This is a genomic window from Mucilaginibacter sp. P1_A3 (assembly GCF_056406855.1).
This window is the reverse complement of record NZ_JBFTZJ010000006.1, coordinates 71,514-87,496: the sequence shown is the minus strand read 5'-3', so window position 1 is coordinate 87,496 and position 15,983 is coordinate 71,514. Positions and strand designations below refer to the sequence as shown.

Genomic DNA, 15,983 nt, shown 5'->3' with positions numbered 1-15,983 from the left:
AGTTATAATTGGTGCTGTAAACTGGTTATTAACAGGTTAATCTGATCACATTTGCCTTCCCGGCCGCAATCCGGGGAGGTATTAATTCAGATACCTTAACATTAATTGGTTTCGTAATTTATCTCTCCATAATTTTCTGATTAGGCTATTAAAATTTATTTTTTGTGAACAATTATTTTGTTTCCATCGATGGTGAATTTTACCCCGCCTGTTGATTCCAGTATTTTAATTACCCTCGACAGGTTATTGTCTCTTTTTACCGCACCTGTAAAATTCAAAACAGGTTTAGGACCATCGTATTCTACTTCAACATTATACCATCTGGATAGTTGTAGCATAACCTGTTCCAGCTCTGTATTATCAAACTGGAATAAGCCATTTTTCCATGCAATAACATCCTCTACATCAACCTCGTTAACTGCAAAGGCTTGACTATCTGATTTATAGATAGCCTGTTGCCCCGGCGCCAGTAATTGATTTTCTTTCCCTCTTGAAATTCTGACAGAACCTTCAAGAAGGGTGGTTTTATAAACTGACTGATCTTTGTATGCACTTATATTGAAGTGGGTTCCCAACACCTCAACCTGCTGATCTCCGAAGCTTACATGGAATGGCATTTTTTTGTTTTTAGCCACCTCGAAATACGCTTCGCCTGTAAGGGAAACATTTCTTACTTTACCCTTAAAAGCTATGGGAAAAGTAATTGATGATTCGGAGTTAAGCATTACTAAGGTACCATCGGGCAATTGTAATTTATACTGCCCTCCCCGCGGGGTCGACATGGTATTATAAACAGGTGCCCCCTCAGTAGCTCCATTTTGATTGTATTTAAGCTCTCCATTGGCAAGCTTTACAACAGATGCACTACCCTGAACTGCCAGCTTACCGTTTTTGGCATCATTTAACATAATCCTGGTGCCATTGGATAGGGTTAAAACAGCATTGTTTCCTCCAGGTTTGATATCGTTCGAGATTTTCGCCTGGGACGTATCGAAGTTAGTTTGTTTAGATTTAAAAAAATACAACCCAACGGATAAAAGCAAAATTGCTGCAGCTGCATACTTTACCCATGAAATTCTCGCTATGCTTTTTACTGTAGCACCCCCACTTTCAGGTTTGCCAGGTTGAACTGCGAAAACAGCATCCAGCATTTTTTCTTTTTGGCCCTGGGCAAATACATCATTTTCCGTATTGGTGGATGTGTTTGACATAAACACGTCTTCCATCAAACTTTTAATCATTTCCTCCTGCGACGGATCATTGATGATTTGCATTAGTTCATCACGCTCCTTTTCTGTAGCAGTCTTGTCGAAATAATTTTGGAATAAATAATTTAGTCTTTCAGGCTTCATTTGGGACATATACACCTAAAGACACTTAAAAAGAAAAAAAGGGGTAGTTGACCTACAAAAAATATTATTTTTATTTAAAAATCAACTGGGCGAGCAAGATCACGACCAAAACCCCGTCATTTTCTACATTAACATTACTTTTCAGAAACTTAATAGCCGATTTCATATGTTTCTTGACCGTTTCTGGCGAAATATTCAATTCCCGCGCTATTTCTTCATACTTTAGGCGCTCATTCCTACTTAATAAATAAACTTTTTTTTGTTGAGGCGGAAGCTTTTCTATGGCCTTTTCCAACAATGCCCGGTAGAATTCCCCGGATTTATCATCATCATTCAGAATAGAATTTTCTTCAAAATCTTTTTCCCACTCCAATTGGCGTACTTTTTCGTTCGCTTTTTTGCGTAGAAAATTATAGGTCTGATTGCGGCTGATTATAAAGAGGTAATTACTGAAGCTTTCTATTCCGCTTAAGTTTTCTTTTTTTGTCCATATTTTTATAAATACGTCCTGAACAATTTCCTCGGTTATTTCCAAAGACTCCGTTAATCTGTAAACATAATCACCAAGTGATTTATAATAGCCATCAAAAAGTTTGGAAAAAGCCCGCTCACTTCCTGAAATCACTTGTTTTATAAGTTCACTTTCATTAGGAATGGGTTTGATAGCCATTGTTACTTAATTAAACCGTTAAATTTATGTAAAATAAATGTTATTGTAGATTTATAATTGGTGCTGCAAAATAGTTAATAATTAATTTAATCTCCTCAATAAATGCTGAAATTTTGATTTTAGTAAAAAGCTAAAAAAAACTTAAAACGGCTGAAATGATTGGAATGATCGGATGATAAATTGGGGCAAGAAGATCTGGAGGATCTTCTCATTTTTTAACATTTGAAAAACAATATAGCCCTAAAAGAAGTAAAACCAGCAGATCCTCCCAAAGCAGATGCAAAAGCCGCAAACGTTGTTACTGACAACAAACCAAACCCGCAAGTAAAAAATTAACAAATACTGTTTAATTGGGATCTGTCGCTATTGCATCGAGCCCTCTACGCAAAACAAAGAAGCCTTAAGTCCAATTTGAACCTAAGGCTTCTTTGTTATTTACTTCGCTGCTAAATAGCCAGACAAGGCTGTTAGATCACAACCTAAAATTAAATGAAATATAAGGATACCATCCTTCATCAGAGTGGCCGGCCATCAACTGCACTACGGTTAATGAGGCTGGCGCAAAGTACAATCCGCCACCTGTTCCTGAGTGCCATTTATCAGAATGCTCGCCATTAACCCAAACGCGGCCGGTATCATAAAAGCCGATCAGCCCTAATTGGCCGGGTATTATATAACTGGCAATATCAGCTATCTTTACCCTGGCCTGCAGATTGTTAAATACCATATGCTGCCCCGCGAAGCGGTTTTGCAAATAGCCCAACAGGTTACCCTGCCCGCCCAGGAACATGGATTGATAAAATCCCGGTTTACCAAAACTTACACCACCGCCAACACGATCTGACAACACAATAGAACCTGTTGAATTTATTTTTTGATAATAGGTAAACTCCGGCCTTATTTGTACAAATGATTTCGAATAATTATTAAGGCCCGTATATCCCTGCAGATTTACAAACAAGTAATAACCTTTTTTGGGTAAAATACCATTATCCCGGTGGTTGCTCTCCAAATTTATCTGTGCGCCCAAATGCGCTTTGTCTTTATTTATAGTTAAACTATCATAAGCATTAACCTTGGATGACTGGGTGATAAAACGCCCCGCATTGTCGGCCAGGTCAAGGCGATAGAATTGAAACGACGGACCTACACTTATTGAAGTTCCACGGGCTAATCGCCAACGCAAGGCGGGATCAACCTGGTATATATCATACCGGGTACGGTAAAACCGGCGATAATTACCGGTTTTATCCAGTACAGTTTCGTTACCGCGGCCAAAAAAGTTTACAGTATTATCCGGTGCCTGTGCAAATGCCTGCAAGGTAAAATCAGCTTTTCCAAAAGCCTGAATCCATTCGCCATTATATTTTATCCTGAATGCATCGGTAGCAAAAGAATGTGTGATCATCAATTGCTGTACCGTGGAGTAAGGCAGCTTTCTGAAACCATCCACACCCGTATATTTAAACCCCAAACCTAACAGGAAGCCATCATCTTTATTTAACCCGGCTGTAGCCAAAGGCATCCAGATATTGTACGTGCTGGCTGGCACAAATCTGTTATTTGCGGTATCATTAGATAAATGCTTGCTCAATCGTCCAACATCACCGGTAAATTTTATGTTATCCGTTGGCCCGTAAACTTTTACTTTACGATTGGCCTGCTTTACATCAATCAATTTTGTACCGGCGCTATCAATCACCCTCAGATTGATGAGTGTATTGCTGGTATTGATTACTATTTTATCATCACCACCAGATACATATAACCTCAATTCTTTAGTAACATCCGGATGGTAGGTCATATCCATTACCGTATCCTTAACCTGTCCGTTTTTATTTATTTTATTGATGGCAACCCTCATGCCGTTGTTATCGCCATCTGTAATAGTCACCAGTTCATCCTTATCGGTTGTACGAACATCAACAATACGGTTAACAAACTTAAAGTATTCATCCATCGCGGCAGGAATATTATCCCTGCGCTGCTTTAGTTTGCTAAACAATACATTGTGACGAATGCGGTAAGTTTCAATCGGCAACCGTTTAAGTGCTTCCTCCAACACCGCGTCCGTTTCGGCTTTTACAAATTCATTGGCAATCCTCATCCAGTCTGCATGACTGAACTGTGCATCCGGAAACGCTTTTATAAAACGGGTTTTAAATAGAGAATACTTTACATGGGGAATTTTGCCATCAAAATGATCAAGCAGAGGATCTATCCACGGCAAGGCAGCAATAGAAGGAAATAAACCTTCGGATAGATGGAATACCTGGTCGCGGTCGCGGGGTACACCTACATAAAGTTTTTCTTTTCCGTTTTTGGTAGTAGCCCATCGCCACTGGTCTTCATGCCTGTCCCAGTCCCCTATCAGTAAATCCAGCATACGGGCACGCAAAAACTTCTCTCCATCAATGCGGTTATCATAACTTTTAACCACTTCACGTGTCATCTTAATCGTATTGTCTGATGGACCAATGGGTTCCCGTTCCTCCAGCAAGCATACTACGCCTGTAAATATTTTACTGTATTCGCCCAGTGCATCATCGGCCACTACCAGGCCTATAATGGGATTAGCATGGGGCACCCCGGCCGCTTCAGCGAGCGGGGGCACTATTAACGCGGAAAAAGGGTGCTGCCCGCTCATGGCATCATCAACCCAATCAACTGCAAATGTGCCCTGCAGGTTATCTGGCAATAATTTCTCAGGTGTTTTCTCAACCGTACGCAACACCCATTCATGACCGTTTTTATCCTTTAGTCGCAGCGATTTGGATTGCATTCCCCCACCCTCGCGAATTGGAATAAGGCCCCCATGAATTTGAGATAATCTAATCACCGGTAGTTTTACCGGTTCCGCCCATTCTCTCCTATAATTTTCACCAAACAGCCAACGATGAATGCCGGTGACCTTATTATAGGATGGATGCACTTTTACAATTGCACTATCTGCATTTTTTTTTACAGATGCATTTTCCTGTCCTTTTACAAAGGATGCATTAATTGCCAAGAAGGAAAAAAATATGAGTAATTTATTATTCATGCTAATAGGGAATTAAGAGACAAGTTAAATAAAAGCTTGACAATTTCACCAAATACCAATGCAAGTATTGCCATAGTAGCCCCTAAAGGCTTTTTGAAAGTACTTTTTCTGATTAAAAATATCTATCAGACGGTTTTATTGCATAAACTAACGTTAAATACAAATTACTGGGCGTTTTTTTGAACTATCATCATTAAAATCAATTTTATGTGATTTAATAATGATAGATCATACTAATAAAGTCTCGGCCATGATCAAATTTCTTACCTGATCAATCATAATATATCATTAAATTCAAATTCAATAATATGAAGTCAAAATTCGATATAAATCTATTATAAATCAACCTATAAATTATTCCCTAAGCCTTCATTTCAATATCAATAAATTGTATGGTTTTTTGCTTTTAAACAACTAACCCAGCAACATCATTAAGGTTGCAGCAGGTAAATGTGGTAATAATGTTATTAGTTGATTGCTTTAGGTAGTTAACAATTATAGCTTCCTCGCTATCCGTTTGGTATTGCTTGTTAAAGGGAATTTCCGTTTCCTGAATGTTTTCAAAATCCGGATGATTGTTTTTTTGCTTAACGAGGATATTTTTGAGCGCTACGGCTTGCCTGTTTTTTACACTTACAGTATTACTTACACCAAACAATACTTCGGGTTTTGTTTCCAGGCCCAGGTTAAATATATACTGCTCCATTTCTTCAAAATCAAGGTTCTGGCAATTGATGTACAGGCAACCATCCCGTATGCCCACAACTTTGCCACTATACCTATGCCCTTCCGAAACCGATTTTACAACTACCTGCCCACTTTCGTTTTCTTTTAAAACAAAGGGCGTTTTAATTACATTTTTACTTCCATCGGTTTTTTGGTAATACAAAAAGTAATTACCCAAAAAATAGCTTTTAATAACCAATATGGATGATTTGCTTAAGCCCACTCCTACTACCGGCGCCTTTGCCAGGTTATGGCGGTATGGGCTGGTACTTTTACCGGTTTCTTTTTGCCAGGCATCCCAATTATTAAAGGGCACCTGCAAAAATACAAGCAAGGTGTTTACCTTAATATATTTTGCCTCGCCACCGTTCCAATAGCTTTGCAGGGTTTTACCGCTTACCCAGTTATAAACCCGGTATTCGCCCATATTGCCCAGGTACTTTATAAAATCATAAATATTTTGGCAGCGCAATGCTTCCAGTTGATTGCTGAGCTGTTGGCGGCCTATGATCAGCCCCATTTCAACCAGGTCGGGGTTGGCCTGCACTTCTTTGCTTATTTGTTTATTTATTACGCGTGCAACCAGGTTAAACTGGGTTCGTGTAAAGTTTTCCCAATCATTTTGCTTGCCTTTTATCTTTAATACTGCTAAAACTTGCGGGTGTTCAACTATTGCCTTTTGTATTTTTCGGGATAGATGCATAAAACAGATACTTTTTAATAAAGTAAACCTACTATAAAGACATTTTTTTTAGTGTTTTTGATAAATCAATAATCAATATCGGCTACACTAAGTATTAAAATTAATTAATAACGATATGGAATTTTGACTCAAATACCGCTTGTATTTATGACTTAAAATTAGACTTAATTCTGACCAAATACAAACTACTGTAAATCAATAATTAAAATTTATCTGAAAAAAATATTTTGACTTATATTTTTCCTCATTTGACTTGATGATATTTATAGAACGAACGGGCAATTGCCCATTTTTTTAATTATTTATTCAATAATCTCCTAAAACCACACTATGAAACAACCCATACGCTTATTATTTGCTGTTTTAACCTTGTGGCTTTGCTTAACGGCCCCACCTTTTGCATTGGCACAGGACCATACCGTTAAAGGTATTGTAAAAGATGGACTGGGACAAACCATTGTAGGCGCATCTGTTTTTATAAAGGGTACCAAACAGGGAACTGTTACCAATGCCGAAGGCATGTTTTCTATCCAGGTTGATGGCAGCAATAAACAATTAATAATATCCTATATAGGTTTTAAAACCTATACCGCGGATGTTGGCAGTAAAACCCTGCTTAACATAGTGATGGAAGAAACCAAAAGCCAGCTAAACGACGTAATTGTGGTTGGTTACGGCACGCAAAAAAAATCCAGCCTTACATCGGCTATCAGTTCCATCAGCAATAAAGATTTTAAAGACCAGCCCGTATCAAATCTTGCTCAGAGTATTGAAGGTAAAGTACCCGGAATTTTGGTAACTACCCCCTCTGGTACTCCGGGTGCAGGTTTATTGGTAAGCGTTCGCGGTGCCAGCAACCCCTTATATGTGGTTGATGGCATCCCTATGATCAGCGAAAGCAATTCTTCACTTTCAACATCCTATACCACAGACGGCACAGTAGTAGGCCAGGGCCAAAACGTTAGCTCCATAGCTGATATTAACCCGGATGATATCGAATCTATTCAAATATTAAAAGATGCTTCGGCAGCGGCCATTTATGGAGCCAGGGCGGCTAACGGCGTTGTGCTGATAACCACCAAACATGGTAAAAACGGCAAAACCGAGTTTAGCTTTGATAGTTACACCGGCGTTCAGCATGTGGCGCATACCATCCCGTTTTTAGATAGCAAAGGCTTTGTTGCACTGGAAGAAGATGCCCGCAAGCAGGATTTGAAACTTTACCAGGCAGATCCCTCCCAGTTTCCTGATGGATTTAACTCCGCTGTTTTAACTAACCCGCTGCCCAATAACTGGAAAACCAAAGTAAATACCAACTGGCTCGATCAGATCCTGAGAACAGCTCCTATAAATTCTATCCAACTATCGGCCCGCGGTGGCAGCGAAAAAACAAAGTTCTTCATCTCTGGTAACTACTTTGATCAGCAGGGCATTGTGATTGAAAATTATTATAAACGGGCATCTTTCCGTTTCAATCTTGATAATAAAGTAAGTGACAAAGTTACCATCGGTACAAATTCGTCCTTTACCTATGGTAAAAACAGGCGTAGTTTCAATGATGATACCTATACAGGTATTGTAACCAATGCATTAGGCGCTTCGCCCTTAATGCCGGTTTATAATGCCGATGGCAGCTATGCTGATTATACCCAGTATGAAGCCAGCTGGCTAAGTGATAACCCGGTAAAATCAGCAAAAGAGATCCAGGCATTCACCACCAACTATCGTTTTCTGGGGAGTGTTTTTACTGACATCGAAGTGCTTAAAAACCTCAAATTCCGTGCATCGTTCAGCACCGATTACACCAGCCTTAATGACGACCAGTTTTTTGATGCCATTACTTCGGATGCCTCGGCAGTGGGCGGTAAAGCTATAAAAGGCAATTATTCAAATACCACATTGGTTAACGAAAACACGTTAACTTACCAAAACACCTTTGCCGAAAAGCATAGCCTGAACCTTTTAGGCGGCTTTACAGCACAATCAACCCGTACCGAAAGTTCATCCATCAACGCGCAAGGTTTTCCCGAAGGTACAGGGCTTACCAACATCTCCAGTGCATCAACTGTTACCGGGGCAACTGATTTACATTCGGGCTGGGGATTGCTTTCGTTCCTGTTCAGGGCCAATTATGCTTATGATGAAAAATACCTGTTTTCGGCAAGCGCCCGCTATGATGGTTCATCAAGGTTTGATCCTAATAAACGCTGGGGGTTGTTCCCGGCAGTTTCTGCAGGTTGGGTAATTAGCAAAGAAAAATTCCTGAGCAATTCTAAATGGCTTACCAACCTTAAGCTAAGGTTTAGCTACGGACTGAGCGGCGACCAGGAGATAGGCGATTTTCAATACCAGAGCTATTACCAGCCATCGCGCTATGATGGCGTATCCGGTTTAAAACCACGCAACATCGGCAACCCCGATTTAACCTGGCAACGCAACAAAATGATCAACGCCGGTTTGGATTTTGAACTATTTGGCGGTAAAATAGGCGGCTCATTAGAAGCTTACAAAGGCAACCGTACCGAACTGTTAAGCGAGGCTCCCCTCCCGGCTACATCCGGCTTTGCAACCCGGACCATAAACGCGGGTAATATTCAAAATAGTGGTATCGAATTTTCTGTGAATGCTTACCCCGTAAAAACCGCAAACTTTACCTGGACAACAGCCTTTAACGTAAGCTTTATAAAAAGTAAGATTATTGCCTTATCCTCAGATAACCAATTACTATCTGCTTACAGCGATTTATTCCCAACGCATATCTTAAAGGTTGGCGAGGCTGTAGGCTCATTTTATGGTTATAAATATTTAGGCGTCGATCCGCAAACAGGTACTCCTAAATTCAGCGATAACCAGCAGGTATTGGGTAAGGCCACGCCCGATTATTTTGGCGGCTGGAGCAACAGTTTTAGGTACAATGATTTTGATCTTAATATTTCAACCCAATTTAGTGTTGGCAATAAAGTATATAACTTAATCCGGTCAACCTATCAAACCCTCGGCTGGAGCGATGGCGGTTATGACGACCAAAACCTTTACCAGGTATACGCCAACAACGCCACTATTGTAAACAAACGCTGGGAAAAACCTGGCGACATAACCGACATCCCAAGAGCATCTATGGTATTCCAGAATTACGTACAAAATTCATCACAGTTTATTGAAAATGCCTCTTTTTTAAGGATAAGAACGGTAAACCTTGGGTACACTATCAAACCCAAAAACAGCAAAGTATTTTCATCCTTACGGGTATATGTTGAAGCGCAAAACCTGTACACGTTTACCAAATATTATGGTTTTGATCCCGAAGTTAGCTCAAATGGCGGCAGTTCGCCAAGTACTGCCGGGGTTGATTATGCCGCCTATCCGCAGGCACGTACAGTATTATTGGGTGTAAACTTTAAATTTTAAATCTACTATTATGCGAAAATATATAACACTTGTACTTCTCCTGGTTACCATCATCCAAACTTCTTGCAAAAAAGTATTGGATGTTACTTCGCCAAATGAAGTAGCCGATGGTACCGTATTTAAAAATGTAGCAGGTTTGCGCAGTGCCCGTATTGGCATGTACAGCACATTGCAAAGCAAAAATTACTATGGAGGCTATTACCCGCTGCTGGCCGAATGCTATTCAGACAATGGCACAACCGGTGGTTATGATGTAATTGACCTTACGGATATTGCCAATAAAGCGGTTTCGCCAAGTAATATTTATACATCAGCCATTTATATCCAGATATATAATTCCATTTACGCGGCCAACAAAATAATTGAAAACGCCGACAAAGTTCCCGGCACAGATGCTACTGAGCTATCAAACATAAAAGGCGAAGCTTACTTTGTTCGCAGCCTGGCGTCATTTGATCTTTTGCGCATGTTTGGCGAGCACTGGGATAATACATCAGCCTATGGCATTTCAATTGTTACATCAACGGCCAACCCGGCTACTCCTGTTAAACGCAGCAACGTTGCCGATTCATACAAGCAAATAATAGCCGACGCGCAGCAGGCAGTTAAATTATTAAACACCGATAACGGGAGCAAATATGCATCACAGGCCGCTGCAAATGCATTATTGGCAAGGATTTACTTATACCAGGGTAATAAAGCCAGCGCAGCTACAACCGCTTCGCTGGTGATTAATAACAGTGCTTACGCCTTGCTTCCAGCCGCAGATCTCAGCAAGATCTATACGCAAAAGAATACATCTGAAAGTGTATTTGAATTGGTTTTCGATCAGCAAAATAATAGCGCCTACAACGGTTTGACCTATGTACGTGACGACGCCTTGAGAACGGATGTTACATTTTTGGCCGCCGAAGATTTGAATACCTTTTTCACCGCCCGCCCAACCGACGATCGTGCCGGCCTGGTTGATTATGTAAACGTTGATCAAAGTATTCAACCCGACGGACGTACCGAAAAATACCGGGGCGAAACTACCAAAGACAATTCAGCCTACATTATCCGCCTGGCCGAGGTTTACCTCATCAGGGCAGAGGCTTTGGGCAGGGTTAACGGCCTCAGCGACTTGAACAACCTTCGCCAGCACCGGGGCATGGCAAATTTAACCGCTGCCAATGTACCCAACGATGCAACCTATTTAAATGCTGTTTTGGATGAACGCCGCGCCGAACTCAATTTTGAAGGCCATCGCCTTTTTGACCTCGCACGTACCAAAAAGGTAGCCGAAGTTTTAGGCGCATCAGTGAACCCTGTACTCCCAATCCCCCAAAGCGAAATCAGTGCAACCGGCGGCGTGGTGGTACAAAACAAAGGATACTAATTAAACATGCATAGTCCATTTATTCACCTGTTAAGAAAAGCCTTTTTCTCTTCCCTTAGGGAGGATGAAATTAGCCATGAACAAATGGGTGATAGTCGCCGAAAGTTTTTGCGCGACGCCGGTTTGATGGCCGGCGGGATGGCGTTGCTTCCTAATATTGCAGATGCTTTTAATTGGGGAGAGACGCCTCAGGTCAGTATAGCTATTGTTGGTGCCGGCATGGCAGGTTTAAATGCGGCTTACCAGTTAAAAAAGCGGGGTTTAAAAAGTACGGTATATGAAGCATCTGCACGTGCAGGTGGACGCATGTTTACCATTAAAGATAAATTTGGCAAAGGCATTACTACAGATCTGGGTGGCGAATTTGTAGACTCGGATCATACCGAGATCTTTCAACTGGCTAAGGAGTTAAACGTTGATTTTTATAACCTTAAGCTTGATAAGCTCGATCCCAAAACTTTTTATTTTGATGGAAGACACCTCAACGGCGAGGACCTCAAAAGGGCCATACATCCATTTGCCCGGCTGATAGAAAAAGATGTAAAATCATTACCCAAACAAATTGACTACACCACCGCTCCGTCGTTTCAACATTTGGATAATCTTTCTATATCGGAGTATATAAACAGCATTGGGATAAAGGGCTGGTTGAATAAATTGTTAAATGTAGTACTCACCATGGAGTATGGTATGGATACTTCGGAGCAATCTGCTATTAACTTTCTCATCATGTTTACCGAACCCGTAACCGGCGAAAAAGATTATGAGCTGTTTGGCGATGAGCATGAGGTATTTAAAATAAAAGGTGGCAGCCAGCATTTAAGCGATAAACTATACCAACAGGTAAAACAACAGGTTTTACTAACCCATAAGCTTACCGGCATAAGTGTTACTAAAACAAAAAAGTATGAGCTGAGCTTTGATCAGAAAGGCATTATAAAAAAAGTAACAGCCGATTATGTGATCATGGCCTTACCGTTCACCATGCTGCGAAAAATTAAATTTGACGTACCCATGCCTTCTGAAAAGCGAAAGAGCATCAACGAGTTGGGTTATGGTAACAGTGGTAAGTTCATCATGGGTTTAAACAACAAGCCCTGGCGCAAAGCAGGTAAAGCCGGCTATACTTTTACCGACCTTGAATTTGGCTGCGGATGGGATAGCAGCCAGATGCAATCAGATGCGGAAGGTAGTTTTACTCTTTTTGGTGGCGGCCATATTATCAATACCCTTTGCAATGAAAAAAATGAGTTACTGGCAGCCCGGATAGTGCCACAATTAGATAAAGTTTACCCCGGCGCACTAAAAGACTACAACAGTAAAACCATTAAGTTTTGCTGGAGCCAATATCCATATACCATGGGCGGGTACAGCACTTTTAAAAAAGGCCAATGGAGTGCTATTGCCGGTTGGGAAGCGGTGCCGGTGAGCAATATTTATTTTGCAGGCGAGCATGTAAGTCTCACCTGCCAGGGCTATATGAACGGGGCGGCCCAAACCGGCAGGATAGCTGCTGAAATGGTAGCTAAAGCCAACAAAAGAAACTTCAGGAATAAGCTGATAATGAAAGAAGTATAAAATTACAAACATGGACAATTCGCAGGAATTATTAGAGAGAAGAAAAAAGTGGGTACCTAATGCCATAGGGATCTTTAATCCATCAACGGCTGTAAGCGCAACCGGTGCTATTATTACCGACGCCAATGGTAATGAAATGATTGATTTTGCAGGCGGCATTGGCGTGGTAAATGCAGGCCATTGCCCCCCTCCCGTTGTTGCTGCTATTGCAGAACAGGCTGCAAAAATGATTCATTGCAGCTTTAACGTGGCCACCTATGATCTTTATCTGCAACTGGCCGAAAAGCTGGCTACCCTTTTACCTCATGGTGAAAACACTAAGGTAATGCTTACCAATTCAGGTGCCGAGAGTGTGGAAAACGCTATAAAAATTGCCCGGCAGGCAACCGGCAGGCCAGCCATTATCAGTTATGAATGCGGCTTTCACGGGCGTACCATGATGGCGATGACGCTTACATCAAAAGTGGGTTATAAACTGGGTTGCGGCCCCTTTGCCCCAGAAGTTTACCGAATCCCATTCCCTGATCATTACCGTTATGGTAATGGTTTAAATCTTGATGAGTTTTCTGATGTACACCTGCGCGAGCTGGAAATATTTTTCCATACCAACGTACCTGCAGAGCAGGTTGCTGCCATTATTATTGAACCCGTGCAAGGCGAAGGCGGCTTTAATGTTGTGCCCAAAAAATACCTGCAAGGCTTACGTGAGGTTTGTGACAAGTATGGCATTATACTGATTTTGGACGAGGTGCAAAGCGGTTTCGGCCGTACGGGTAAATGGGCTGCTTATGAGCATTATGGCGTAACGCCCGATATATCAACCTGGGCAAAATCAATGGGGAGTGGCATGCCCATTGGTTGCGTAATTGGCAAGGCGCACATCATGGATAGTTGCAAACCAAGCACTATTGGGGGTACCTATCCCGGCAATCCTGTTTGTTGCGCGGCCTCATTAGCTACGCTGAAATACATGGAGGAGATAGATATCAATGCGCTTGGCACAAAAGTAGGCGAGATTGTGCGCGGCCGTTTTAACAGTATGAAATCAAAGTTCAGCGCCATTGGCGATGTACGCGGCCTTGGCGCTATGATGGCTTTTGAACTGGTAAAGGATAATGACCCTTTTAAACCTGATGATGTGTTATGCAAAAAACTGATCAGCTATTGTGCCGATCATGGCTTGATCGTGATCAACGCGGGAATAAACGGAAACGTGGTCAGGGTGCTTAGTCCGCTTGTTATTGATGAAGCTTTATTAAACAAGGGCCTTGATATTATGGAGAATGGCTTAGCTGAATTATCAGTATAGGAAGAATTATAAACCAATTATAAAATTGCTATATAAAATGACCGGCAAAAGGCCTGTCATCCTGAGCTTGTCGAAGGAGTGCGCAGAGGCCTTTTCTCCATGCTTCGACAGACTCAGCATAACATCCAATTATTAAACAGATCAAACATGAAACAACAATTCATCAACGGGGAATGGGTAGCGGCAATTGATAAACAGGAGATGGATTTAATTGATCCTGCTACCGAAAAGGTTATTGATAAGCTAAGTGCCGGTAATGGCGGTGATTGCCGGGCGGCTATTGATGCAGCACATAAAGCGTTTGCTTCATGGAGTAAAACAACACCCTATCAGCGGGCCGAGATCTTAAAAAAAGCCGCCAACTATTTGCGGGAGAACCTGGAGATCATAGCACACGATATGGTAATGGAAAGCGGCAAACCCTTACCCGAAGCTAAAGGAGAATGGACTGTTGCAGCCAACCTGTTTGAGTGGTATGCGGAAGAAGGCAAGCGCAGTTACGGTCGTATTATTCCTACTAACAGGCCAGATAAACGCAGCTCGGTAATTTACCAGCCAATTGGGGTTGTAGGTATTATTACCGCCTGGAACTTCCCTGCCTATAATCCCGCAAGGGCCTGGGCAGCAGCCCTGGCGGCCGGGTGTACCGTTGTAGCCAAACCATCGGAAGAAACACCGCTATCTGCCTTTAATCTGGTTGATGCTTTGGTAAAGGCAGGTTTACCAAATGGCGTACTCAACGTTGTTATAGGCGATGCCGCCGCCATCGGCGACGAAATGCTGAGCAATCGCCTGCTTAAAAAAATAAGCTTTACCGGCAGCACCCGGGTGGGTAAAATATTGATGGACGGTGCATCGCGCACGCATACCAAACTATCACTGGAGCTTGGCGGTAATGCCCCGGTACTGATATTTGATGATGTAGATGTTGATGCTTTAGCCAAGGTGACAGCTATAGCGCGTTTCCGCAACAACGGGCAGGTTTGTACGTCGCCGCAGCGTTTTTATGTACATAAAAACATTTATGAGCAGTTTGCAGAAGCAGCTACCGCATACGTCAGCCAATTAAAAATAGGCAACGGGTTTACCGAAGGCGTGAATGTAGGCCCCCTTATCACCAAAAAACAAAGGGAAAGCGTACTTGACCTGGTCAGCAAAGCCCAGGCAGAAAACGCGGAGATAATGACAGGCGGAAATATACCGCCCCATCTTCAACAGGGGTATTTTTTACAACCCGCCGTTATAGGCAATTTACAGCAAACATCTGTCCTGGCGCAGAATGAGATCTTCGGCCCGGTATTGCCGCTATTTGTTTTTGACGACCTGGATGATGCCATTGCCAAAGCCAACGATACCGAATATGGGCTTGCCTCCTACATATTTACCAATAATTTAAAAACATCCATTTACGCCTCTGAGCGATTGGAGTTTGGGATAGTTGGCATAAATGAATGGGCGCCACACGGCACTGAATCACCCTTTGGCGGATGGAAATCCAGCGGCCAGGGACACGAAAGCGGTAGCGAAGGATTATATGAATATATGGAGAAGAAATTGATAAGTACCGGAGGATTATAGCTTAACAATGATCGCCTGTGAGGACACAGGCGATGGATAAAATTAACAATGTCATTGCGAGTTTTAAAATCCGGCAGACTGTGAAGGAGGAAATGACAAGCGGCGAAAGACTTACGAAGTTTTAAAAACTTCGTAAGTCTGGGATTCAACAACTTGTCATCCTGAGGAACGAAGGATCTATTCGCAAACTATACAGGGCGAAGAAGCATAGCGAATAACAGATCCTTCACTGCGTTCA

Annotated in this window: 9 protein-coding genes; 5 read left to right on the top strand and 4 right to left on the bottom strand. The window is 41.9% G+C overall.

All coding sequences use genetic code 11. The features are described 5' to 3' along the window. Window positions 1-155: 155 nt before the first annotated feature. From AC1D0K_RS13710 to AC1D0K_RS13695, 4 genes are all read right to left on the bottom strand, one after another. Window positions 156-1,352, bottom strand: a complete 1,197-nt coding sequence (locus AC1D0K_RS13710; protein ID WP_477441991.1) for a FecR family protein — start codon at window positions 1,350-1,352, stop codon at window positions 156-158. A 70-nt stretch (window positions 1,353-1,422) separates the two neighbouring features. After that, window positions 1,423-2,022 carry an RNA polymerase sigma factor gene (locus AC1D0K_RS13705; protein WP_477392917.1) on the bottom strand — a complete coding sequence of 200 codons (600 nt, stop codon included), beginning with the start codon at window positions 2,020-2,022 and terminating at the stop codon, window positions 1,423-1,425. Between the two features lie 472 nt (window positions 2,023-2,494). After that, complete coding sequence (locus AC1D0K_RS13700; protein WP_477392915.1) at window positions 2,495-5,065, bottom strand: BamA/TamA family outer membrane protein; 2,571 nt, start codon at window positions 5,063-5,065, stop codon at window positions 2,495-2,497. 406 nt (window positions 5,066-5,471) lie between these two features. Next, a complete protein-coding gene (locus tag AC1D0K_RS13695; protein ID WP_477392913.1) occupies window positions 5,472-6,494 on the bottom strand; it encodes a hypothetical protein in 1,023 nt (340 codons plus the stop codon). Between the two features lie 330 nt (window positions 6,495-6,824). On the opposite strand from AC1D0K_RS13695, the gene AC1D0K_RS13690 reads away from it, so the two are divergent. The 5 genes from AC1D0K_RS13690 (at window position 6,825) to AC1D0K_RS13670 (ending at window position 15,745) form a co-directional block, all read left to right on the top strand. Beyond that, complete coding sequence (locus tag AC1D0K_RS13690; protein ID WP_477392911.1) at window positions 6,825-9,902, top strand: SusC/RagA family TonB-linked outer membrane protein; 3,078 nt, start codon at window positions 6,825-6,827, stop codon at window positions 9,900-9,902. 10 nt (window positions 9,903-9,912) lie between these two features. Then, window positions 9,913-11,280, top strand: a complete 1,368-nt coding sequence (locus AC1D0K_RS13685; RefSeq protein WP_477392909.1) for a RagB/SusD family nutrient uptake outer membrane protein — start codon at window positions 9,913-9,915, stop codon at window positions 11,278-11,280. A gap of 6 nt (window positions 11,281-11,286) precedes the next feature. Continuing rightward, a complete protein-coding gene (locus tag AC1D0K_RS13680; protein ID WP_477392907.1) occupies window positions 11,287-12,858 on the top strand; it encodes a flavin monoamine oxidase family protein in 1,572 nt (523 codons plus the stop codon). Window positions 12,859-12,868: 10 nt separating this feature from the next. Further along, a complete protein-coding gene (locus AC1D0K_RS13675; RefSeq protein ID WP_477392905.1) occupies window positions 12,869-14,167 on the top strand; it encodes an aspartate aminotransferase family protein in 1,299 nt (432 codons plus the stop codon). 147 nt (window positions 14,168-14,314) lie between these two features. After that, complete coding sequence (locus AC1D0K_RS13670; RefSeq protein WP_477392903.1) at window positions 14,315-15,745, top strand: NAD-dependent succinate-semialdehyde dehydrogenase; 1,431 nt, start codon at window positions 14,315-14,317, stop codon at window positions 15,743-15,745. The last annotated feature ends 238 nt before the right edge of the window (window positions 15,746-15,983 follow it).